The following is a 20,134-nucleotide window of genomic DNA, read 5'->3' as shown; positions in this document are numbered from 1 at the left end:
TCAGGGTTTAGGGAGGACTGTCAAGGGACAAGTAGGCAGTTTGTGGATTGACGCACAAGTGTTAGACCCTAGGCAGCAGCAACCCAATCCGCAAGGGGTTCCCAGCGCACAACGCGATCGCCCCCCACTTCCACCACCACCTTGAACTTCGGTAAAGTTTGGGTCAACTGTGCCAAGTAGGCAAATTCTTGCTTTGAGAGCCGTTTGCCATCAATCAGCCAGAGCACCAGTCCCTTGGCATTGGGGGGCAGGTTTTCCAAGTGGTACGTCACTAAGGGCGGCTGAAAATAAACGCGAATGTCTTCTTTGCCGGTGTGAGCCGGACGAATTCCGTGCTCTTGGGTCAGGTAAGCTGCTAAATCCCCCAAGCCCGGTGCGCTCATGGGCAAAGTGGTATAGCCCTTGGAACGCAGTCGCCGTTGATAGCGACCCTCAAAACCGCCCTCCGGGGGAACAAAGAGGGCCAATGCCCCAGCGGATTCTAAGTCTTTGACAAATTGATAGCCAGCCAGCAGACCCATAGATCTTTTCTCAGAGGTTTTAGCATGTCATCCAGCACTTTATCATGGCGATTCCCACTGCGGGTATGCCTAAGTTAATAGCAGTGCAAATAGCCCACATAAGGCAATGCCATCAAAGACACCCGCACCACCAATACTGAGGACCCCCGCTGACATCCGCTCAATTTCCCGCAGGTGTAGTAAATCTGCACCGATGAGCGTTCCCAGCACGCCCCCGGCAAAGGCAATAGGTGCTGCCGCTATGCCCCCAGAAATCAAGATGGCTGCCATTGCTGCTGTTAGGGGGGCAACCAAGGCGTTCATTTGAATGCCAATGCCAGGTACCACTTGGGCAGAATAGTAGCTCACCACAGCCACGATCAAGGTCACCAAAAGAATCCCTAGGGGACTCACCCGGGTAAATTGATAGAGTGCCAACACTGTGGGGATGAGGCCACCGCCCACATTCAGCGCCACAATCGTTTTTTGCTGAATTTTGCGCAGGGGAATTCCCCAAAACCGACTTAACCAGAGTTCTTCAAAATCGGGAACAATGGCCACCGTAGAGACCCGCTCGTAGAGGGGAATATTAATTGTACTGCCGAGAATCACCATCAGCAGTAAAACCGAGGCAGCAGTGGGTGAAAAGCCCAACTTGGCAACAGCTAACTGTACGGCATCGAAGGCGATCGCCAGCCAAAGAAACGGCAGCGACAGGAGCAGCAGCACAAAAAGCAGGGCAGTAACAGGCAGGTAAATCATAGAAACCGACAACTCGTTCAAACTGGAGCATCAAACTTTCGACGACTCTGGGGAGAGTTCTGCCAGAGCCTGCCTCAGGGCTTTGGCCAAAGCAACAGCAGAAGGATAGCGCTCAGACATCAGAGGTGCAGTGGCGCGGTGGATCACTTCCTTCACAGGATCGGGAATTTCTGGGCGATCCGATACATCAAGCCGATGGTAGCCCTGACGGTGATGATAGAAGCGAATTGGATGATCTCCCAAAAGTAAAAAAGCTAAGGTTGCGCCCACGGCAAACAGATCAGACTGAAGGGTGGGCTTGCCCATCATCTGTTCCGGGGCGCTGTAGCCCTCCACAGCAATGCGGGTGGGGGAATGCCCCAGTTCTTTGACCGCCCCAAAGTCAATCACAACAATTTGGTTATCCCGCGATCGTACCAATAGGTTACTAGGTTTCAAGTCACGGTGAATCACTGGTGGTTCCTGATTGTGTAAGTAGTCTAAGACACCACAGGTTTGAATCATCCACTGCACCGCCTGAGGAATCCGCACCGGACCATTGCGCAGTACCCAGCGCTCTAGGTCAATGCCATGAATGAGTTCCATGACCAAATAGCTTTTCCCGTCTTCCACAAAAAAATCATAGAAGCGGGGAATCCCTGCATGGTCAAGGAGTTGCAGGATACGAGCTTCCCGTTCAAAAAGTTCCTGTGCCTTCTCATTATCCGCCATCTCAGACCGCAGTTCCTTGAGAACCCGCACCTGTGGAACCTTGCCAATCCATTCCCCAGGGGATTGAGCTTCGCAGGCCAAGTAGGTCCTGCCAATCCCCCCCTGCCCTAAAAGGCGCAGGATGTGATAGTTGCGTACGGTGCGCTGCACATTGAGGGGTTGACCGCAGTGAATGCAAAACAGATTCCCTGGCATATTACCGGCATGGGTACACTCACTGAGAGTGGGGGCACTGCGGCGAAAGGCTTGCTCATGAAATTCCAGAATTGGACCGGTGGGTCCTAGCTGAATGAGGCTGCCACTGGCAAGTTTGCTCTCATTGACCAGGCGACCATCGACAAAGGTACCCATCGCCCCCAAACTTTTGAGAAACCAACGACCGAGATTCTCTGGATCCCGGTAGCAAGAGAGTTCCGCGTGATAGCGGCTAACGAGAATATCGTTGAGAATGACATCGTTATCGGCTGCGCGACCAATGCGGATGGTTGTTTTTATGGGAAAACGCCATGTTTTGACCGGGGTGCGTTTCCAAGGATCCAACAGGTGCAGGGTAATCACGGTGGTGCAACTGCCACAGCAAGCTAATCAAAACTTAGATCATTTTCTCGGCATTGCCGATGGCTGCAGGGGTTTGCATTGACATCCTCCCCCCGCTAAAGCAGGGGGATTCCCAAAATCACTTTTGAGACTTTCTGCTTCTTCGCAGTTGCCCTCCAGACGTATGTCTATCAGGTCTTACACCCGCTCCACAGACTGTAACCGTGTGTCCCACGGCCAAAATATTCCCAGCGGCATTTATATCCCGGTCATGGTGCGCCCCACACTTAGGACAGTCCCATTCTCGGACGCTCAATGGCAACCGCTCAACAATGTGACCACACTGTCCACAGCGTTTAGAACTGGGAAACCATCGGTCAATCTTCACCAGTGTCCGACCATACCACTGGGCCTTGTATTCCAATTGCCGTACCAGTTCACCCCATCCAGCATCACTGATGGATCGGGCAAGCTGACGGTTCTTGACCATATTCTTCACAGCCAACGACTCGATTATGATCGTTTGGTTTTCACGTATCAATCGAGTCGTCAACTGGTGCAAATGGTCTTTTCTGGAATCAGAGATTTTCTGGTGAATCTTGGCAACTTTCAACCGCGCCTTATCCCAATTGCGAGAGCCTTTTTGTTTGCGACTCAAAGACCGCTGCGCCTTACGGAGTCGTTTGTAGTAGCGGTTAAAGTGCTTGGGGTTGGCAATCTTTTCCCCCGTACTCAGGGTAATGAGACTGCTAATCCCTACGTCCAAACCAACCGACGGGTCGACGGGCTGCAGTGTCAACTCTCTGGGGTCATCAAACCTCAGATTGATGTACCACTGTCCAGCAGGGTTAAGCCTGATGGTCACCGTGGATGGTTCAACACCATCTGGAAGCCGTCTCGACCAGGGAATATTCAGCGGTTCGTTGCACTTTGCCAAGAATACTTTTCCGTCTTTCCACCTAAAAGCAGACTTGGTGAATTCTGCGCTACCGCCATTGCGTTTCTTTTTGAAGTTGGGATATTTTGCCCGACCTGCAAAAAAGTTAGTGAAAGCAGATTGCAGATGTCTCAATGCCTGCTGCAAGGGGACACAGCTAACCTCATTCAAAAACTGAAGGTCATCTTGCTTCTTCCACTGAGTAAGCAAGGCAGAGGTTTGAACGTAGTCAAGTCTCTCTTTTCGTTCATACCAGGCTTCTGTTCTCGCTGCCAGTGCTCGATTATAAACCAACCGAACACAGCCCAATGTTCTCCGAAGCAGGGATTCCTGCTCGGTCGTTGGGTAGAAGCGGTAACTGAAAGCCTTTGTCGGGTAGCGGGGGGGCATTACTGCCCCCTAGCCCCCTAGGAACCGGACGTGCAAGTTTCCCCGCATCCGGCTCGAGCCCCCCAAGACTCCTCTTTTAGGAGGAACCGGTTGTATGTACAACCTTTACGATACTCATCTACAGCCTCTCTACCTTGTGTGTAAGGTTGGTGACCGCACCAGTGACTCAAGGTCACCGCCATTTGCTTTGTCACCATTAGGGAGGTTCTGTAGGTTTTCCCGTAATCGGGGACCAGCGGGAAGTCTGCCCTCTTTCGAGTCGGATGATGTTGAATGTCCTGCCAACATTCTCAATCCCTATCTAGCCCATTACAGGCTAGCATTCGCTTTTTCCCGCCTCCTCTACCCGCACCCTCATCAGCTTTCCTTGCGGTTTGCCTGCCTTGAATGTTCAAGGCGAAGATACGGGCTTACCACGTTCCGCTTAGTTGACACGAGGGGTTAGGTGGTGACTATGCCCCGACGGATCAACATCCCCGTACACCGACGTGGAAGCGTTGTATCTTGTCCGCTTGCCGTTTTGGCTCAGGCCTGTCAGCGTCTTTGGCCTGTATGTGATAACGGGTCTTCTAACGTCACTTCACTTGCGTTCACCATACCCTTAAGCCTAGCTCCCTACCACCTGACGCTGGTGAAGTTGCTTCCTCCTCACGGATTCAGCTCCAACCTTACGGTTCGGGCTACGTTGTCGGGAGGGCTTCATACCTGACCGTTGCCAGTCACGCATGCCTCCCTAGGCTACAGCTGGGGGAATAACCGGTCCCATTCTAGCTTGTTGGGCTAGTGGGACAGTCAGCTTAAGCGGCTTCGTGTCGCACTCCACGCCTCACCTTATAGCGATTATTCTGTGAGTAGCACAACTATACTTGGCAGTCACAGACTATCGCTCCTATCCCTCCCCTCCCTAAACGAGGGGGTCTCTCGGAGGTAAAGATGATCGTGATGCTGGGGATGGGGATCACGCTGAGTTGGCGGGAGTTCCAAGCCGTGGGATTAATGCCTCGCACGGTTGCCCTCGGATTTATTGCTCAGTACGTGATTATGCCGACGGCGGGATGGCTGGTGGCACAGTTATATCAGTTGTCCGCACCCTTTGCTGTCGGGCTCATTTTAGTCGCTTGCTGCCCTGGTGGAACGGCCTCCAATGTGGTGACGTTTATTGCCCGCGCCCATGTGGCGTTGTCAGTGGTCATGACCCTGTGCTCAACATTGGCAGCAATTATTTTGACACCCCTCTTAACTCAGCTACTGGCGGGTCAATACGTTGAAGTAAACGCGCTGCAACTCTTTTGGGGCACTGTCCAAGTGGTACTGCTGCCCATTCTTGTCGGCTTAGCTTTGAATACCAAAGCCCCCAACTTGGTGAAAAAAGTGCTCCCTATTTCTCCCTTGATTTCAGTTTTGGGTATTTGTGTCATCTGTGGTGGCGTGTTTGCAGCAAGTGCCAAGGCGATTCTCAGTCATGGTTTGCAACTGTTGGCAGCCGTGGTGTCCCTCCACAGTTTGGGCTTTCTTGGCGGCTACTATCTTGCTCGAGCGGTGGGCTATTCAGAGCGCACCTGTCGGACAATCGCCATTGAGGTGGGCATGCAAAACTCTGGGCTAGGGGTGGCGTTGGCGCGGCAAGCTTTTGCAAATCCCCTCACCGCAGTACCCTGCGCGATTTCAGGGGTGGTTCATTCCCTAATTGGCAGTCTCTTGGCGGGTTTTTGGCGGTGGCAGCAGGGAGCAGCAGCTGTTCCAAAAATTTGAGGCTCCTTCACGATAGATTGAAAAATGTTTGCGCCCTGAGTATTGTCATGACAGCTTCTTCTCCCATTTCGACAACAACTGCCCCTTCCCTGACCCCCGTACCAGTACCCCGCCGTGATCTCACTGTTCCGCTGTGGTTAGCGCTGGCGATCGCTGCCGTTGCCACCGTCATCCTCTATATTTTCTTTTTGCCCCTTCAGGGCACCTACCTTGGCCAACTGCTCCTCAATCGCGGCTGGACACAACCGGTGGCTGTCTTTTTTGCGTGGACGGTTTTGGGGTTTACAATTTTGAAGGCGATCGCCCTCTTTCAACAGACCCCTAGCCTGCGTCAAATCTGGATCCCCGCCAACTACCCCTTCACCACGATGCGGGATATTTTGCAATTGCAGCAAACCCTTGCCCAACGGCGGACGCTCCTTCCCAATCGCTGTGCTCGTGTTTTAGGGGCATTTCTCAGTAGTGGCCAGCGGGAGATTGCTGTTGAAGCCGCTGCAGAAGACAGTGGCAGTGCTGCCGCCGCCACCGATGCCTCCTATACGATTCCCCGGGTTCTAGTGTGGGCAATTCCCCTGTTGGGCTTTATTGGCACTGTGGTGGGGATTAGCCAAGCGGTCAGTGGCTTTTCCAGCTTTTTGGAGACGGCTCAGGACGTGAACCAGATCAAGGAGGGGATTGGCGGAGTGACAACGGGGCTGGCGGTGGCCTTTGATACGACCCTCGTTGCCTTAGTGCTGAGTGTGCTGGCGATGATCCCGATGGTGGTCGTTGAACGCTGGGAGAATAGGCTGCTGCTGCAAATTGAGACCTACATTAACGATCAACTGCTGCCCCGCCTCCCCGTTACGAATACGACCGCAGGGGTGGATCGCGAAACCCTCCAGCAAGTGATTCAGGAAACCATTCGCAGGGAGTTGCCCACGCAGGAACGGCTGCAAAAACTCTTGGATAATTTAAATCAACTGGCCGATGCTGTCCTCGGGGATCGCCAGCAATTTGTGGCCACGCTTGAGGAGCGGCAGCAACAGTCCATTCAGCAGTTTGAGCGACTCGTGACCCAGATTCAGCACAGCCAAGGGGAACTACTGGCGCAGGTCAATCAGGAACAGACCGCCATTGCCCAACAACTGCGGCAACAGAGCCAATACATTGCCCAACTTTTGGCCGAGAGCGATCGCACCCTGCAACAGCGGTTACAACTGTTAGAAACCCTGAACCAAGCCCTGCAAGCCCTGGCTGATACAGGGAATCTGCAACTGCTTCTCGATCGCCTCAACGACACGCTAGGGCATCTGCAACCAGTCCTACGGCAACTGGCCCAACCGCGACGGGTGACACTCGTGGAGCAACCCAGTTCCTTGGATGGGGGCGATCGCCCGATGTAGAGGCTAGACTGCGAGGAACCGCTGAATCACCTCTTGACTGAGATCACTGGTGGGGCCAGAGGCAACAATGCCTCCCTTTTGCATTGCATAGTACCAGTCCGCCTCACGGACAAAGTGGAGGTGCTGCTCCACTAGAAGGACAGAAATGCCTCGGGCGGCAATAATGCGACGAACCGCCGCCTCAATTTCAAGGATGATCGAGGGTTGAATTCCCTCAGTGGGTTCATCCAACAGGAGAAGTCTAGGTTCTCCCATTAGGGCGCGAGCGATCGCCAACTGTTGCTGCTGCCCGCCGCTGAGATCTCCCCCCATGCGGTGGATCATTTTCTTCAGCACAGGAAAGAGGTCAAAAATTTCCTCTGGAATCTCCTGTTTTGCCTGCCGACGGGGACGCGCTTCCAAGCCAAGGAGTAGATTCTCCTTCACCGTCAACCGGGGAATAATTTCCCGTCCTTGGGGTACATAGCCAATTCCTAGCTTGGCTCGCTGATCCGGACGCAACGGCAGCAGAGATTGCCCCTGACAGTACAATTGGCCACTGCGGGGTTTGAGCAGGCCAATGATTGTTTTCAGGAGTGTGGTTTTGCCAACGCCATTACGGCCAATAAGGCACACCATTTTGCCAGCAGGCACACTCAGGTCAATATCCCGCAGGATATGGCTTTCGCCGTAATAGACATTGAGGCCACGAATGCGCAGCATCCAATCGGCATCCACTGCTGTCCGGGGTAGGGGATAGTGATCAACGTGGGTCATGGCGGTTGTGACGAGTGGGATTCTTCGAGAGGAGCACCTAAATAAACTTCAATCACGCGGGGATCATTTTGTACGGTTTCAATAGGACCTTCACAAAGTACCGAGCCTTCATGGAGAACCGTGACCGTGCGGGCAATTTGGCGGACAAACTCCATATCGTGCTCAATGACAATAATGGAGTGGCTTTCGGCCAAGGCCATTAGAAGCTCTCCTGTTAGGTGGGTTTCCTCATCCGTGAGACCCGCGACCGGTTCATCCACCAATAGCAGATCGGGAGATTGCGCCACCAGCATGCCAATTTCTAGCCACTGCTTTTCACCGTGGGAGAGGAGTCCTGCCGGAAAGTTGGCTTTTGGCCGCAGGCCAATGGTGTCAATCAAGGTGTGCAGGCGATCGCGCTCCTCGCGGGACAGTGGCTGAAACATCGTTGCAAAGACGCCCTTATGGCGGGCTGCTGCCAACTCCAAATTTTCCCGCACTGTTAGGTTGAGATAGACGCGGGGAGTTTGGAACTTACGACCAATGCCCATACGAGCAATTTGATCTTCGCTGTAGCGACGCAGATTGTGTCCCTTAAAGAGCACTCGCCCCTGTGTCGGCTTGACTTTGCCCGTAATCACATCGAGGAACGTGGTTTTACCAGCACCATTGGGGCCAATAATCACCCGTAGTTCGCCCGCCTGCATCTGAAACGAGAGATGATTGAGGGCATTGAAGCCCTCAAAGCTAACGGTGAGATCCTCAATTTCAAGAATGGGGGTCACAGCAATTATTTGCCCTCCTGTTCGAGAACTTCACGCTCATATTGCACCTCGGGATCAAACTCCAACTCTGGATATGTTGCCAGGGGTTGTGGTCGCCCCAAGAGTTTCGCAATCAGGTTGGGGGCTTCAGTGCGCAGCCAGCCAACAATTCCCGTAGGGAGTGCCAACACCACAATTAAAAACAGGGCCCCTTGGAAAAAGAGCCAAATATCGGCAAACTGCTCACTCAACAGACTGCGAGCAAAGTTGACCAAGAGTGCTCCCAGGACAGCTCCAATGAGGCTGGCACGACCGCCAACCGCCACCCAGATCACCATCTCAATTGAGAAGGCAATGTCCATCGCCCGTGGTGAAATGATGCCGGTGCGCAAAGTAAAGAAGGCGCCACCGATTCCTGCTAAGGCAGCGGAAATGGCAAAAACGAGTACCTTATAGCTGGTCGGGTTGTATCCCGAGAAACGGACACGGGCTTCATCATCGCGGATGGCGACCAGTAGGCGGCCAAAGCGTCCCATTGTCAGCCAACGGCAGAGAAGATACGCCAAGGCCAAGAAAATCACTGTTAGGACATAGAACCAATACTGGGTCTGGGCATTGCGTACAGGGAACCCCAGCAGGGTTTGAAAATCTGTCAGGCCATTGGTGCCGTTAAAGAGCTTTTGCTGACCATTAAAGAAGTTATAAAAGACGATAATGGCCGCTTGAGTAAGGATAGAGAAATAGACCCCACGGATCCGGTTGCGAAAGACAAGGTACCCCAAGAGTGCCCCCAATAGGGCTGGGATCAGCACCACTGCTGCAACAGCAAAGGTAAAGGAATAGAAGGGATACCAAAACCACGGCAACTCCGTGACACCATAGAGGGACATAAAATCTGGTAGGGAGCTAGAGGCAGTGGCGGGTACCTGTAGTTTTAAATGCATGGCGATCGCGTACCCCCCCAAGGCAAAGAAAATGCCATGGCCAAGGCTAAGCAATCCCGTAAAACCCCAAATCAGATCTATTCCCAAAGCCACAATCGCCAGAGCCAGATAGCGGTGCAGTAAATCCAAGCGAAACCCCGGCAACAGAGATGGCATCACGAAAATCAGGATTAGAGCAAGGGCAGCCACCACCATTAACTCGCGGCCACTGAGGCGATCTTTGGGAAAAGAAAACTGCGATAGCTTAGGCATCGACCGTCCGTCCTTTTTGTGGAAAAAGACCAGCGGGACGCAGTTGCAGGAAAGCAATGATGAGGATGAAGACCATCACCCGTGCCATGCTGGTACTGGCAAAAAATTCAAAGAAGTCAAACACTGCTGTTTGCGGTTCAAGAAAGCGGGTCATCAACCCCGAACCGATGACGTAGTTGACAAAGCCAATGCCAAGGGCAGCCACAATTGAACCGACAATTTTGCCGACCCCCCCCACAACAACAACCATGAAGGCTTCAACAATGTAGTTCTGACCCGTATTCGGACTTACAGAACCCAAGAGGCTAATGGCACAGCCTGCTACCCCCGCCAAACCAGAGCCAAGGGCAAAGGTGAGGGCATCAACCGTTTGGGTGGGAATCCCCATGCAGGCACTCATACTGCGGTTTTGAGTCACGGCGCGAATCCGTAGACCCCATTGAGATCGCAGAAGAAAGAGGTAAATTGCCACCAAACACACTGCTGTCAGGGCAATAATAAAGAGGCGCACCAAGGGAAACTGCATCCCCCAGACACTTACCCCTCCCCGCAGCCAACTAGGAGCAGTCACATCCACCCCCTGAGCACCAAACCAGGGCTTTGTCATTGCCAGACCCACCGCGCTCCCAGCCACGAGGCCCGCTGTCAGGGCAATTCCGACAGAGAGCGTCAGTAACAGTGGCGTTACCCAAGCCTGCCAACGAGGAGCGATCGTCCGCTTGGAGAGGAGCCAGCGGCCACCAAAGAAGAGCAGGCAAAAGAGGGCGATTTGCAGAGTCATCTGCCAACTAATACTGCGCACCAACTGTTGCAGGATCAAACTCACGCCCCAAGTGGCCAAGAGGGTTTCGAGGGGGCGACCATAGAGATAGCGAATGACTCCCCGCTCAAGAACGAGACCGATCCCCGCTGCCACGGCAAAGGCTAAGGGCACTGCTATTAATAGATAAGTATCAAACCAACCCTCTCCCAATTGACGGAAGCCATTTTGTACCACGAAGGTAGTGTAGGCTCCCAGCATCATCAGTTCACCGTGGGCAAGGTTAATCACGCCCATAATACCAAAGACAATCGCCAGCCCTAGTGCGGTTAACAGCAACACCGCACCAATACTCATGCCATTGAAGACACTTTCTAGCAAAAAAGTCATGGTTCTAAAACCTGTGGAAAAAAGCCAGCCCGGACAGTTAACTGCGATCGTTCAGTGCCTTGAGGAACAAAAACTGTTTTCAGGACTACTAAATTTCGGAAATTAGGGAATCAAGCCCCCGCAGCCTTAAATTTGCCCGGGTTATCCACATCGGTGCGGGTCCAGTCACAGGCAAAACCCTTCGTTTCTGCCACAAACTGGTTCCAAGGCAGCGGATCCACCGGTTGGGGTGTGGAATAGACAATCTTAAAGAGACCATCTTCACCCACCTCACCAATGCGCACAGTTTTGGAAATGTGGTGGTTCGCAAACATCTTCACGGGACCTTCCGGGGCATTAAACGTCTGGCCAATGGCTGCTTGGCGCACTTTTTCCAAATCGTCGGCTGTGCCTGCTTGTTCCACAGCCTGTTTCCAGAGGTGAACGGCAATGTAGGCCGCCTCCATCGGATCATTGGTGACGCGGTTTTGGCCAAACTTTGCTTTGAAGGCCTCGACAAACGATTTATTTTCAGGGGTATCCACAGTCATAAAGTAGTTCCAAGCGGCATAGTGCCCCTTGAGGTACTCGACACCAATGGCTTGAACCTCTTCCTCAGCAATACTGACCGACATCGTTGGGTATTTATCCGGTGTCAGACCTGCTCCCTGCAACTGCTTAAAGAAGGCGACGTTGCTATCCCCGTTGAGGGTATTGAAAATCACACCGCCATCGGGCAAGGCATTGCGGATGCGAGTAATGATGGGCGTGACTTCAGTGTTACCCAAGGGCAGATAGTCTTCGCCCACTGTTTCACCACCTTTGGCCGCCAGTTGTGCCTTGATAATTGTGTTGGCCGTCCGGGGAAAGACGTAGTCCGATCCCACCAAGAAAAATTTCTTACCTTTGTTTTGCAGAAGCCAATCTACGGCCGGTTCGATTTGCTGGTTGGGAGCGGCACCCGTGTAGAAAATGTTTTTCGAGCACTCTTGGCCTTCGTACTGCACAGGGTACCAAAGCATGTGATTCTTGGATTCAAAAACCGGCAGTACCGCCTTCCGAGAAGCAGAAGTCCAGCAGCCGAAAACCGCTACTACTTTATCTTGATCAATTAACTTCGTGGCTTTTTCGGCAAAGGTCGGCCAGTCGGATGCCCCATCCTCCAGAATGGGTTGAATCTGCTTGCCAAGAACCCCCCCTGCTTGGTTGATTTGCTCAATGGCCAGTTGGGTAGCATCCACCACACTCTTTTCACTAATGGCCATCGTGCCACTCAGGGAATGCAGAATCCCTACTTTGATGGTGTCGCCGCCAGTGGCGGGTGTTTGGCCACCCCCTCCTGTTTCTGTGGCTGGAGCACACCCTTTAATCAGGAGGCTCGTTCCTAATGCGGCTGAACCATAGACCAAAAATTTCCGTCGTCCGAGTTCAAATCGTTGAGCCATGAGGTTTTGCTGTCTCGTATAAGCAATAATTCCCCATAGCTTAAGAGGAGGTTATTGGGGCAAACTGTATGCTAGGCTACAAGAGTCTAGCGATCGCTCCCATGGCTACGTACCTTTTATCAATGAAGTGTGAGTCGGGTAGCAGGGGGGGCATTACTGCCCCCTAGCCCCCTAAGAACCGGACGTGCCAGTTTCCCCGCATCCGGCTCAAGCCTCTCAAAGCCCCTCTTTCAAGAGGAACCGGCTGTGCTGACCGTCTTGGCTGTGCACCTGTTTGTGGCAGTTGGCGTGGATTAGGACAAGGTTGTCCAGGTCATCAGAACCGCCCTTGTGTTTGGGCAGTATGTGGTGGATTTCGGTAAGATCGTCTTGTTCGATCTCTCCCCCGCATACTGGGCAGGTGCCATTTTGTCTTTCCCATAGTTTCCGGCGGGTGTACCGGTATTGGGCGGGGGTTTCTTTGAGTTTCTTGCGTTTCTAAAGTATTCCGTCCATTCTGGGAGAGACGGGTTGGCGTCTGCCTTGATTTTGACGTGGCGCTCGATTCGGGTGTCAGAGGCTTGTGTTAGGTATTTAGCCCACGGTTTCCCATCCTTGTCTTTCGTCCGCATACCGAACACCCAGTTTCTGTTTCCGGTTTGGATGATGTATTTATTTTTCACCCATCGGAGTGGTTTGTTTGGGTGCCGGCGCCTTGCCCATCGCCATAGTTTTAGCCAGATGAGGTGGTCCACTTGGGCAAAGGTTTTCTTGGATGCTTGGCCTTTGTGATAGTTAGCCCATCCCCTGATAATTGGGTTGAGCACTTCTATCACAGTTTCTTGGGTTGCTGTTGTAAGTTGCTTCAGTGTGTCTCGGATTTTCTTGGGGAACGCTTTTATATTCTTTTCCGCAGGTTTGATGAGGAGTGTTCCTTTGTACTTGCGGATGTTTCATCCGAGAAAGTCGAACCCTTCTTCGATATGGACGATTTTTGTCTTTTCCGGTGATAGGGTAAGGCCCCTTTTCTTGAGGAATTTCTGTATTATTGCTGCCGCAATACACAGTGTCTCCCTCGTCTGTCCGGTTACGACAAAGTCGTCTGCATATCTAATGAGATGGACTTTGGCTTTTCTGAAGTGCTTCATTCAGTAGCTCTTCCATCCCATCCAGAGCCATGTTTGCTAATATCGGGGAGATTACCCCTCCCTGGGGTGTCCCAGCATGGGTGGGGAAGAGTTGCTGTTTCCAGACAAACCCGGATTTGAGCCACTTCCGTAGGATTTCCTTGTCAAGTGGAATGTTTGCTAGTAGCCACTCATGGCTGATATTGTCAAAGCATCCGGAGATATCAGCGTCGGGGACATAGGTTGCGCTGTCGGCCCTTGCTAGTGTTATAAAGCATTGTCCGGCGGCGTCTGCAGTGCTACGTCCTCGCCGGAACCCATAGGAGTTCCGGTCCGCTGTGGTTTCCGCGACTGGTTCTAGGGCTAGTGCATATAGTGCCTGCATTGCCCTGTCCCTCATTGTCGGGATTCCTAGCGGGCGCTGTTTGCCGTTTGCTTTCGGGATATATACCCGCCTCAGGGGTTGGGGCTTATAGCCTCTTCTCCTGAGGGACTTTATGGCTTGGGTTTTCTGCTCTTGTGTGGACCAGGTTATCCCATCCACACCAGGTGTTTTACTGCCTGAGTTGTCAGTTACCCGTTTCACGGCAAGGGCTTTGCCGTAGAACGAGTGGGTCAGGAGCCATTGCAAAGCTTTCACTTTGCCCCAGCGTCCTTCCTTCACAGCCTTTGCGATACGCACTTGCAGCCTCTTTACCTCACGGTTGGCTTTGGCCCAGTTTATGCTGTGCCAGCTTATTTCCGTTTGGTTGGTGACTGCACCAGTGGTTTGGTCCACCGTCATTGTCGGGTAGCAGGGGGGCATCGCTGCCCCCTAGCCCCCTAGGAACCGGACGTGCAAGTTTCCCCGCATCCGGCTCGAGCCCCCCAGGACCCCTCATTTAAGAGGAACCGGTTGTGCATGCAACCTTTACGATACTCATCTACAGCCTCTCTACCTTTTGAGCAGGTTGGTGACCGCACCAGTGACTCAAGATCACCGCCATTTGCATTGTCACCATTAGGAAGGTTCTATAGACTTTCTCGTAAGGGGGGACCGGCGGGAAGTCTGCCCTCTTTCGAGTGGGATGATGTTGAATGTCCTGCCAGCATTCTCAATCCCTATCTAGCCCATTACAGGCTAGCATTCGCTTTTTCCCACCTCCTCTACCCGCACCCCCATCAGCATTCCTTACGGTTTGCCTGCCTTGAATGTTCAAGGCGAAGATACGGGCTTACCGCGTTCCAACCAGATGACACGAGGGGTTAGGTGGTGACTATACCCCGGCGGAGTTGCTGTCCCCGTTCACTGAAAAGCAAGCAGTGAATCCAATCCGCTTTGCCATTTTGGCTCAGGCCTATCAGCATCTTTGGCCTGCTTGGAGTAACGAGGCTTCTAGCGTCACTTCACTTGCGTTCACCATACCCTCAAGCCTAGCTCCCTATCACCTGACGCTGGTGAAGTTGCTTCCTCCTCACGGATTCGGCTCCAACCTTCCGGTTCGGGCTTCATTGTCGGGAGGGCTTCATACCTGACCGTTACCAGTCACGCATGCCTCCTTAGGCTACGGTTGGGGGAACAACCGGTCCCGTTCTAGCTTGTTGGGCTAGTGGGACAATCATCTGGCTAGCTTTCGCGTCGCACTGCCTTGTCTCCATTCAAGAGGTTCTACAGGTTATCTCGCAAAGGGAGACCAGCAGGAAGTCTGCTCCCTTTCGGGCGGGGTGATGTTGGGTCCTCTCCTCAACCCCTATCCGGTCCGTTACAGACCAGCATTCGCTTTCTCCTGCATCCCATACCCGCACCCTCATCAGCATTCCTTACGGTTTGCCTGCCTTGAATGTTCAAGGCGACGATACGGGCTTACCGCGTTCCAACCAGATGACGCGAGGGGTTAGGTGGTGACTTTACCCCGGCGGAGCTGTTGTCCCCGTCCACTGAGATGACAGCAGTGAAACCAGTCCGTTTGCCATTTTGGCTCAGGCCTATCGGCGTCTTTGGCCTGTTTATAGTAACGAGGCTTCTGGCGTCACTTCACTTGCGTTCACCATACCCTCAAGCCTAGCTCCCTATCGCCTGACGCTGGCAAAGTTGCTTCCTCCTCACGGATTCGGCTTCAACCTTTCGGTTCGGGCTCCGTTGTCGGGAGGGCTTCATACCTGACCGTTACCAGTCGCGCATGCCTCCCTAGGCTACGGTTGGGGGAACAATCGGTCCCGTTCTAGCTTGTTGGGCTAACGGGACAATCACCTGGCTGGCTTTCGCATCGCACGTTCTGAATTCAAGATCATCAAGTTTCTATTACATTACCCATATCAATAACCTACCCTCTATCTTCCAGGATGGTGTTCTTTCTCCCTAACCAGTGATAGAGCCTCGTCTTTCCGCGCACCGCTTGATCAGGTAGAAATTGTTAAGCGGCGGCAGCAACGTCTCACGCCGAGGGATCGGAACCTATGGGAGTATGACAACCGCTATTTTCAAGCCCGCCATCCGATCTTATATGCCGATTCAGGTGGCGATTACTTGACCCAAGTCCAAGAGGTGCCAGTTGAGTTTTTAGCCAAGGATTGCCTATGGGCTTATTAAGGCGATCGCGAACCTCTGGGCTCCAACTGGCTGAAAAGCCCTAGACACCACTTCGGCTAAAACTTAGGATGGAGAAATGGTCTCCCTTGCTCGGAAAAATCTTTTAGAAGATTTTAGTCGCTTCCTCGTTGCTCAACTGGGCATCACATTTGCTGTGAGTCTCGTCACCATTCAAACGGGACTCCTTGAGGGATTCAGTCGCTCCGCCACTCTCTTGATGAACAAAAGCGAAGCGGATTTCTGGATTGCCTCGAGTGAGTTGCGTTATTTTGGCCTGACATTGCCCATTGAGTATCAAGTTGTCCTTGATGCCCAAGCAGTTGAAGGGGTTGCGGCGGCAGAACCACTCCTGATGCAGTCAGCCATATGGCGGCGTTCAGAGACCGAGGCGATCGATCCAGTGCAAGTGGTGGGTGTTGAACCGACAGGAACCTTGCTGCCTTTGCCGACAGTTGCTGGTGCACCCCTGAGGAAGCTAGAGGAACCCTACAGCGTCACTGTGGATCGCATTGACCTCAATGCCCTTTCCCTCACAGCTTTGGGGGAGAAAGGTCGTGTGAATAACTACCCAGCAACGGTCATTGGCTGGACGCGCGGTGTTAAATCAATTGTCTCTAGCCCCTATGTTTTTACCTCGCTGGAAACTGCGAACCTTTACTTGAACTTCCCACGGTTTAATACCAGTGAACCGGTACCCGAATTTTTGCCCTTGGTGTCCCCCAGTACCCGCATCACCTATGTCATGGTTAAAGCAAAGCCGGGAGAGGATTTAGCAAAGGTGCAGGAGCGATTGCGGGCAGCGTTTCCCAACTTTAGGAGCGATCGTGGCGGGTTCCCTTGCCGTCGCCCTTACCCGTGAGCCGCTTCCTGTAGTGGCGGTCAGTTCTGCGGGGGCATTGGTGGGTACTTGGGTACAGGATCGTCAACGTCATGCCCTCACTCCCCAAATCGAGGAGCTGCTACAGCGTTTAGAGGAAAAACTGGAACATCTTGCAACCCGAACCTCTGGGCATCACCAGCGCCGCACTGCTATTTTCTACGATATTGAAAACTTGATTAAAGGCTATAACATCAAAGCCGCAGATGTGGCCAAAATCTCCCTCGGTGCGATCCAAGCCCATATTCGCCAAGCCTACCCCATCGAGCGGGTGCTGCTGTAACGTGCCTATGCCAACTGGAGTGATGCTCGCCTTGGGTCACTGCGCCGTGAAATGCACCAATTGGGCATTGAACCTGTACAGGTCTTTGGCTTTTCCTACGAAAATCGCAAAAATGCTGCTGATATTCAATTGGCCATTGATGTGGTGGACTTGATTTTTCAGGATGACCGCTTTGATACATTTGTGATCGTCTCCGGGGATGGTGGCTTTGGCTCCCTTGCCAAGAAGTTACGGCAGTACGGCAAAACGGTGATTGGCTGTGCCTACGTGTCAAGACCCGTGACATTATCTACCCTTGAAACGAAGAGGTCTGGTCGCTCAGTTTGCCACCATCGCAGTTTCTCAATGGGAGTCATGTGGCCCAAAACGCGTTGGGGAATGCGGTGATTGTACGCCCAAAGGTATCGCGTGAGCGTCTCTTGCAAGTCGGCTGCCGAGACAAAGCGTTCAGCGCGCAGAATCTCGGCAATGCGGCCGTTGAAGCGTTCCACCATCCCGTTAGTTTGCGGATGGCGGGGTTGGATGAGCCGATGGGCGATGCGCTTTTCACGACAGAGCTGATCAAACGGATGACGTCCCGTGGGTTGGCGTTCGCCTGCGGAGGAGAAACGGTCGGTAAACTCCTTGCCGTTATCGGTCAGCACCGTACGCACCACGAAAGGAGCGTTGGCAAGGACATTTGCAAGAAAGCGCGTTGCCGATTCTGCGCTCTTATTCTCGTGGATTGCCAAATAGACCCAGCGCGTTGCCCGATCAATCGCGACAAAGAGGTAGCGGCGCTGCTCCTCATCCGGCATTTGTGGCAGGTATTTGACGTCGATGGGGATGAACCCGGGTGCGTACGCTTTGAACTGCCGCGTGGTGCTTTTGGGACTGCCTTCGAGGCTTTCGCGTTCCTTTTGCAGTATCCTGAGGTTCGAGACCCCGTGGCGACGCAGGCAGCGATCCAGCGCTGAGCGGCTCAGATTGGGGTTGAGGAACGTCCGGGCAAGAACGAGAAGGTCATCAAGAGGCAGCAAAAGGAGCTTACGCACCTCAACGATCACAAGCTCTTGCGCTTCCGTAAGCGTCGTTTGCAGGCGGTGCGGGCGGGTGCTTTTGTCTTCAACGCTTGCGCGCTTACGCCATTTCGCTACTGTGTGCCGGTGGATTCCGTAACGCCTGGCAAGCTCGCGGTGACTGATCGAAGCCGGTGCTTGTTGAATCTCACGGCGAATTCGGGGTGTCGTTCGGGCGTTGGCATGAATACGTGGCATGGCTACGCTCCATCGTTCAATGCTTTCCGACCTTGGAACAAGCACTCAAGGAGCCGGTACGCTTCAAAGAGTTTAGCACGACTTCTGGGAATATAATGATGCGGGACCTGACACCTACGAAGATGCTGCGGGCAAGAGTTTTCAGGCCATTTGTGATGCCTTTGTGCACATTCCCGATCCAACGGTGCAATCCCGGCCGCCGGTGGTCAGTCCCGCTCCCCCCATGGCAGCTGCGGCACCAACCATCACCCCCGCCGCCTTTCCCTTAGATACGGACAATCGTCGTTTGTGTGCCGATTTGAGGGTGAGTTTGGTTGGCCATGCTGAGGGGGCGATCGCTAAAACGCGGCAGATTCTCGATTGGTATCGCCGGGATTCGCAGTGTGGCAAGCTTCTGCGGCAGGAAGGGCTACCTATTAGTAAAGTCCAAGGGGCGGTGCAAGCCCTGCTGCCCAACTTTGACATTTTGCTGTTGGGGATGGTCAAGTTTTCGGAATACTTGCGCTACGTCTGCAAAAACACGATCTTCTGTGTCTTTCATTTTGACATACTCACCGCCCTAAAGTGCGATGATTCTTGACGCTTCATCGGGTGATGCTACCGAAGTAGTCTTACTCTCCCTCTGCGTCCATTTATAGTCGTGGCAATGCCCTATCCCGACTTTTTCTATGTTTCTTGCGGCATTTTCGTCTCTATCGTGCTCTGTACCACAATTTAGACATACGACCGAGCGAACGGATAGATCGACTTTGCCCCATTTAAAACCGCATGTTGAGCAAGTCTGACTGGTTGGCTCCCATCGGTCAATGACAATGAACTCACGGTTTAGTTTGTTGCACTTAGCCTCAACTAAAACCCTGAATTCTCGCCAACCTTGCAAGCTAATTGCTCTAGCGAGTTTGCGGTTCTTCACCATTCCAGAGACATTCAAGTCTTCCAGCGCGATTACTTGGTTCTCGATAACCACGCGGGTAGACAATTTATGCAAGAAATCCCTGCGAATGTCTGAAATCCGACTATGAAGCTTAGCGATTTGCAGTCTTGTTTTCTCCCGCCGTTTGCTTCCTTTAACTTGACGGGCCAGTTTGCGTTGTTTTCGCCTGATCTTTTTGTCTAGCTTCGAATAATCAGGGCCATCAATCTTTTGGCCCGTACTTAAAGTAGCAAACGCTTTAATTCCCAAATCAATGCCGATAGAAGGATTACTTGCAGGTTGATCAACTGGATCGATCTCGACCACAAAACTGAGAAAATATCGATTTGCATTATCTTTAATCACCGTAACTGAGCTTGGTTTAGAAGGAAGCTTTCTTGACCAAATTGGTCTGACATTACCAATCTTCGCCAGATAAACTTCTTCGCCTTTAATTGAAAATCCATAGGTAGTAAATCTGGCCGATTGTCTTTCTGTCTTCTTTTTAAATCTAGGAGGGTTGATCTTCTTGCCTTTTCGTCTACCTTTAATTGCATCGAAGAAGTTTTTATAGGCAACTCCTAAATCGGCAACAGACTGCTGTAACGGGACATTAGAAACATCAGACAACCATTGCCGCTCTGGTGTTTTCTTCGCTTGGGTAATTACCAGCTTTTGCAATTCACTAGTTTTTGGCAATGAATCAGATTGTTTACAAATTGCCAGTGCGTCGTTCCATACCACACGGACACACCCAAACAACTGAGCTAGGCGTTGTCGTTGTTGGTCTGTGGGATAGAAACGATACCTATATCTAGCTTTCATTGGTTGTGTTATAATTGGTCTGTAGCTAGATTATAGGTTGGTCTGCAGGCAATGTCAAGTCA

16 protein-coding genes and 2 pseudogenes are annotated in these 20,134 nt (G+C 52.5%); 6 read left to right on the top strand and 12 right to left on the bottom strand.

Going from position 1 to position 20,134, the window contains the following annotated elements:
• Positions 1 to 68: 68 nt before the first annotated feature.
• The 4 genes from ndhN to TLL_RS05700 all read right to left on the bottom strand — a co-directional run bounded on the left by ndhN (position 69) and on the right by TLL_RS05700 (position 3,837).
• On the bottom strand, positions 69 to 521 hold the full coding sequence (gene ndhN / locus TLL_RS05715) for a photosynthetic/respiratory NAD(P)H-quinone oxidoreductase subunit N (RefSeq protein WP_011056972.1): 453 nt from the start codon (positions 519 to 521) through the stop codon (positions 69 to 71).
• Positions 522 to 590: 69 nt separating this feature from the next.
• Positions 591 to 1,262 carry a DUF1614 domain-containing protein gene (locus tag TLL_RS05710; protein ID WP_011056971.1) on the bottom strand — a complete coding sequence of 224 codons (672 nt, stop codon included), beginning with the start codon at positions 1,260 to 1,262 and terminating at the stop codon, positions 591 to 593.
• Between the two features lie 30 nt (positions 1,263 to 1,292).
• A complete protein-coding gene (locus TLL_RS05705; protein ID WP_011056970.1) occupies positions 1,293 to 2,531 on the bottom strand; it encodes a protein kinase domain-containing protein in 1,239 nt (412 codons plus the stop codon).
• 118 nt (positions 2,532 to 2,649) lie between these two features.
• Positions 2,650 to 3,837: an RNA-guided endonuclease InsQ/TnpB family protein gene (locus TLL_RS05700; RefSeq protein WP_011056969.1), complete on the bottom strand. Its 1,188-nt coding sequence runs from the start codon at positions 3,835 to 3,837 to the stop codon at positions 2,650 to 2,652.
• A gap of 933 nt (positions 3,838 to 4,770) precedes the next feature.
• On the opposite strand from TLL_RS05700, the gene TLL_RS05695 reads away from it, so the two are divergent.
• Both TLL_RS05695 and TLL_RS05690 read left to right on the top strand, forming a co-directional pair.
• Complete coding sequence (locus TLL_RS05695; RefSeq protein WP_011056968.1) at positions 4,771 to 5,589, top strand: bile acid:sodium symporter family protein; 819 nt, start codon at positions 4,771 to 4,773, stop codon at positions 5,587 to 5,589.
• Between the two features lie 47 nt (positions 5,590 to 5,636).
• Positions 5,637 to 6,974 (top strand): MotA/TolQ/ExbB proton channel family protein, encoded by a 1,338-nt coding sequence (locus tag TLL_RS05690; protein ID WP_164920818.1) that lies wholly within the window; start codon positions 5,637 to 5,639, stop codon positions 6,972 to 6,974.
• A 3-nt stretch (positions 6,975 to 6,977) separates the two neighbouring features.
• On the opposite strand, the gene urtE is transcribed toward TLL_RS05690, so the two are convergent.
• The 6 genes and pseudogenes from urtE to ltrA form a co-directional block, all read right to left on the bottom strand.
• Positions 6,978 to 7,676: an urea ABC transporter ATP-binding subunit UrtE gene (gene urtE / locus TLL_RS05685; protein WP_164921143.1), complete on the bottom strand. Its 699-nt coding sequence runs from the start codon at positions 7,674 to 7,676 to the stop codon at positions 6,978 to 6,980.
• 50 nt (positions 7,677 to 7,726) lie between these two features.
• Positions 7,727 to 8,494: an urea ABC transporter ATP-binding protein UrtD gene (gene urtD / locus TLL_RS05680; protein WP_011056965.1), complete on the bottom strand. Its 768-nt coding sequence runs from the start codon at positions 8,492 to 8,494 to the stop codon at positions 7,727 to 7,729.
• A gap of 5 nt (positions 8,495 to 8,499) precedes the next feature.
• A complete protein-coding gene (gene urtC, locus TLL_RS05675; RefSeq protein ID WP_011056964.1) occupies positions 8,500 to 9,669 on the bottom strand; it encodes an urea ABC transporter permease subunit UrtC in 1,170 nt (389 codons plus the stop codon).
• On the bottom strand, positions 9,662 to 10,819 hold the full coding sequence (locus tag TLL_RS05670) for an ABC transporter permease subunit (protein WP_011056963.1): 1,158 nt from the start codon (positions 10,817 to 10,819) through the stop codon (positions 9,662 to 9,664). Before TLL_RS05670 ends, urtC begins: the two co-directional genes overlap by 8 nt.
• A 110-nt stretch (positions 10,820 to 10,929) precedes the next feature.
• Complete coding sequence (urtA, locus tag TLL_RS05665) at positions 10,930 to 12,243, bottom strand: urea ABC transporter substrate-binding protein (RefSeq protein WP_011056962.1); 1,314 nt, start codon at positions 12,241 to 12,243, stop codon at positions 10,930 to 10,932.
• A gap of 216 nt (positions 12,244 to 12,459) precedes the next feature.
• A pseudogene (ltrA, locus tag TLL_RS13510) lies at positions 12,460 to 14,133 on the bottom strand (group II intron reverse transcriptase/maturase).
• A 1,861-nt stretch (positions 14,134 to 15,994) separates the two neighbouring features.
• On the opposite strand from ltrA, the gene TLL_RS05655 reads away from it, so the two are divergent.
• From TLL_RS05655 to TLL_RS13505, 3 genes and pseudogenes are all read left to right on the top strand, one after another.
• Positions 15,995 to 16,777, top strand: coding sequence for an ABC transporter permease (locus tag TLL_RS05655; protein WP_011056960.1), 783 nt, complete (start codon positions 15,995 to 15,997; stop codon positions 16,775 to 16,777).
• The gene (locus tag TLL_RS05650; RefSeq protein ID WP_011056959.1) at positions 16,743 to 17,078 is read left to right on the top strand and encodes a hypothetical protein; all 336 of its coding nucleotides are present in this window, start codon (positions 16,743 to 16,745) and stop codon (positions 17,076 to 17,078) included. Before TLL_RS05655 ends, TLL_RS05650 begins: the two co-directional genes overlap by 35 nt.
• A 51-nt stretch (positions 17,079 to 17,129) precedes the next feature.
• Positions 17,130 to 17,291, top strand: a pseudogene (locus TLL_RS13505) (NYN domain-containing protein); the annotation flags it as partial.
• A gap of 50 nt (positions 17,292 to 17,341) precedes the next feature.
• Here the strand turns inward: TLL_RS13505 and TLL_RS05640 are convergent.
• Positions 17,342 to 18,334 carry an IS481-like element ISTel1 family transposase gene (locus TLL_RS05640; protein WP_165442184.1) on the bottom strand — a complete coding sequence of 331 codons (993 nt, stop codon included), beginning with the start codon at positions 18,332 to 18,334 and terminating at the stop codon, positions 17,342 to 17,344.
• A 163-nt stretch (positions 18,335 to 18,497) separates the two neighbouring features.
• Here TLL_RS05640 and TLL_RS05635 point away from each other — a divergent pair, with 163 nt between their 5' ends.
• Positions 18,498 to 18,914, top strand: coding sequence for a hypothetical protein (locus TLL_RS05635; protein ID WP_011056957.1), 417 nt, complete (start codon positions 18,498 to 18,500; stop codon positions 18,912 to 18,914).
• On the opposite strand, the gene TLL_RS05630 is transcribed toward TLL_RS05635, so the two are convergent.
• Entirely contained in the window at positions 18,894 to 20,072 is a 1,179-nt protein-coding gene (locus TLL_RS05630; RefSeq protein ID WP_011056956.1) for an RNA-guided endonuclease InsQ/TnpB family protein, read from the bottom strand. The genes TLL_RS05635 and TLL_RS05630 overlap by 21 nt on opposite strands.
• Positions 20,073 to 20,134 lie beyond the last annotated feature (62 nt).

The organism is Thermosynechococcus vestitus BP-1 (assembly GCF_000011345.1).
GTDB lineage: Bacteria > Cyanobacteriota > Cyanobacteriia > Thermosynechococcales > Thermosynechococcaceae > Thermosynechococcus > Thermosynechococcus vestitus.
The sequence above is the reverse complement of the archived record's forward strand: the minus strand, read 5'-3'. Positions and strand labels throughout refer to the sequence as shown.

What these genes read in the sequence shown, in the direction of transcription:
- ndhN (WP_011056972.1), bottom strand. Translation starts at nt 521, where the DNA reads ATGGGTCTGCTGGCTGGCTATCAATTTGTCAAAGACTTAGAATCCGCT.
- TLL_RS05710 (WP_011056971.1), bottom strand. Translation starts at nt 1,262, where the DNA reads ATGATTTACCTGCCTGTTACTGCCCTGCTTTTTGTGCTGCTGCTCCTG.
- TLL_RS05700 (WP_011056969.1), bottom strand. Translation starts at nt 3,837, where the DNA reads ATGCCCCCCCGCTACCCGACAAAGGCTTTCAGTTACCGCTTCTACCCA.
- TLL_RS05695 (WP_011056968.1), top strand. Translation starts at nt 4,771, where the DNA reads ATGATCGTGATGCTGGGGATGGGGATCACGCTGAGTTGGCGGGAGTTC.
- TLL_RS05690 (WP_164920818.1), top strand. Translation starts at nt 5,637, where the DNA reads ATGACAGCTTCTTCTCCCATTTCGACAACAACTGCCCCTTCCCTGACC.
- urtE (WP_164921143.1), bottom strand. Translation starts at nt 7,676, where the DNA reads ATGCTGCGCATTCGTGGCCTCAATGTCTATTACGGCGAAAGCCATATC.
- urtC (WP_011056964.1), bottom strand. Translation starts at nt 9,669, where the DNA reads ATGCCTAAGCTATCGCAGTTTTCTTTTCCCAAAGATCGCCTCAGTGGC.
- TLL_RS05670 (WP_011056963.1), bottom strand. Translation starts at nt 10,819, where the DNA reads ATGACTTTTTTGCTAGAAAGTGTCTTCAATGGCATGAGTATTGGTGCG.
- urtA (WP_011056962.1), bottom strand. Translation starts at nt 12,243, where the DNA reads ATGGCTCAACGATTTGAACTCGGACGACGGAAATTTTTGGTCTATGGT.
- TLL_RS05655 (WP_011056960.1), top strand. Translation starts at nt 15,995, where the DNA reads ATGGTCTCCCTTGCTCGGAAAAATCTTTTAGAAGATTTTAGTCGCTTC.
- TLL_RS05640 (WP_165442184.1), bottom strand. Translation starts at nt 18,334, where the DNA reads ATGCCACGTATTCATGCCAACGCCCGAACGACACCCCGAATTCGCCGT.
- TLL_RS05630 (WP_011056956.1), bottom strand. Translation starts at nt 20,072, where the DNA reads ATGAAAGCTAGATATAGGTATCGTTTCTATCCCACAGACCAACAACGA.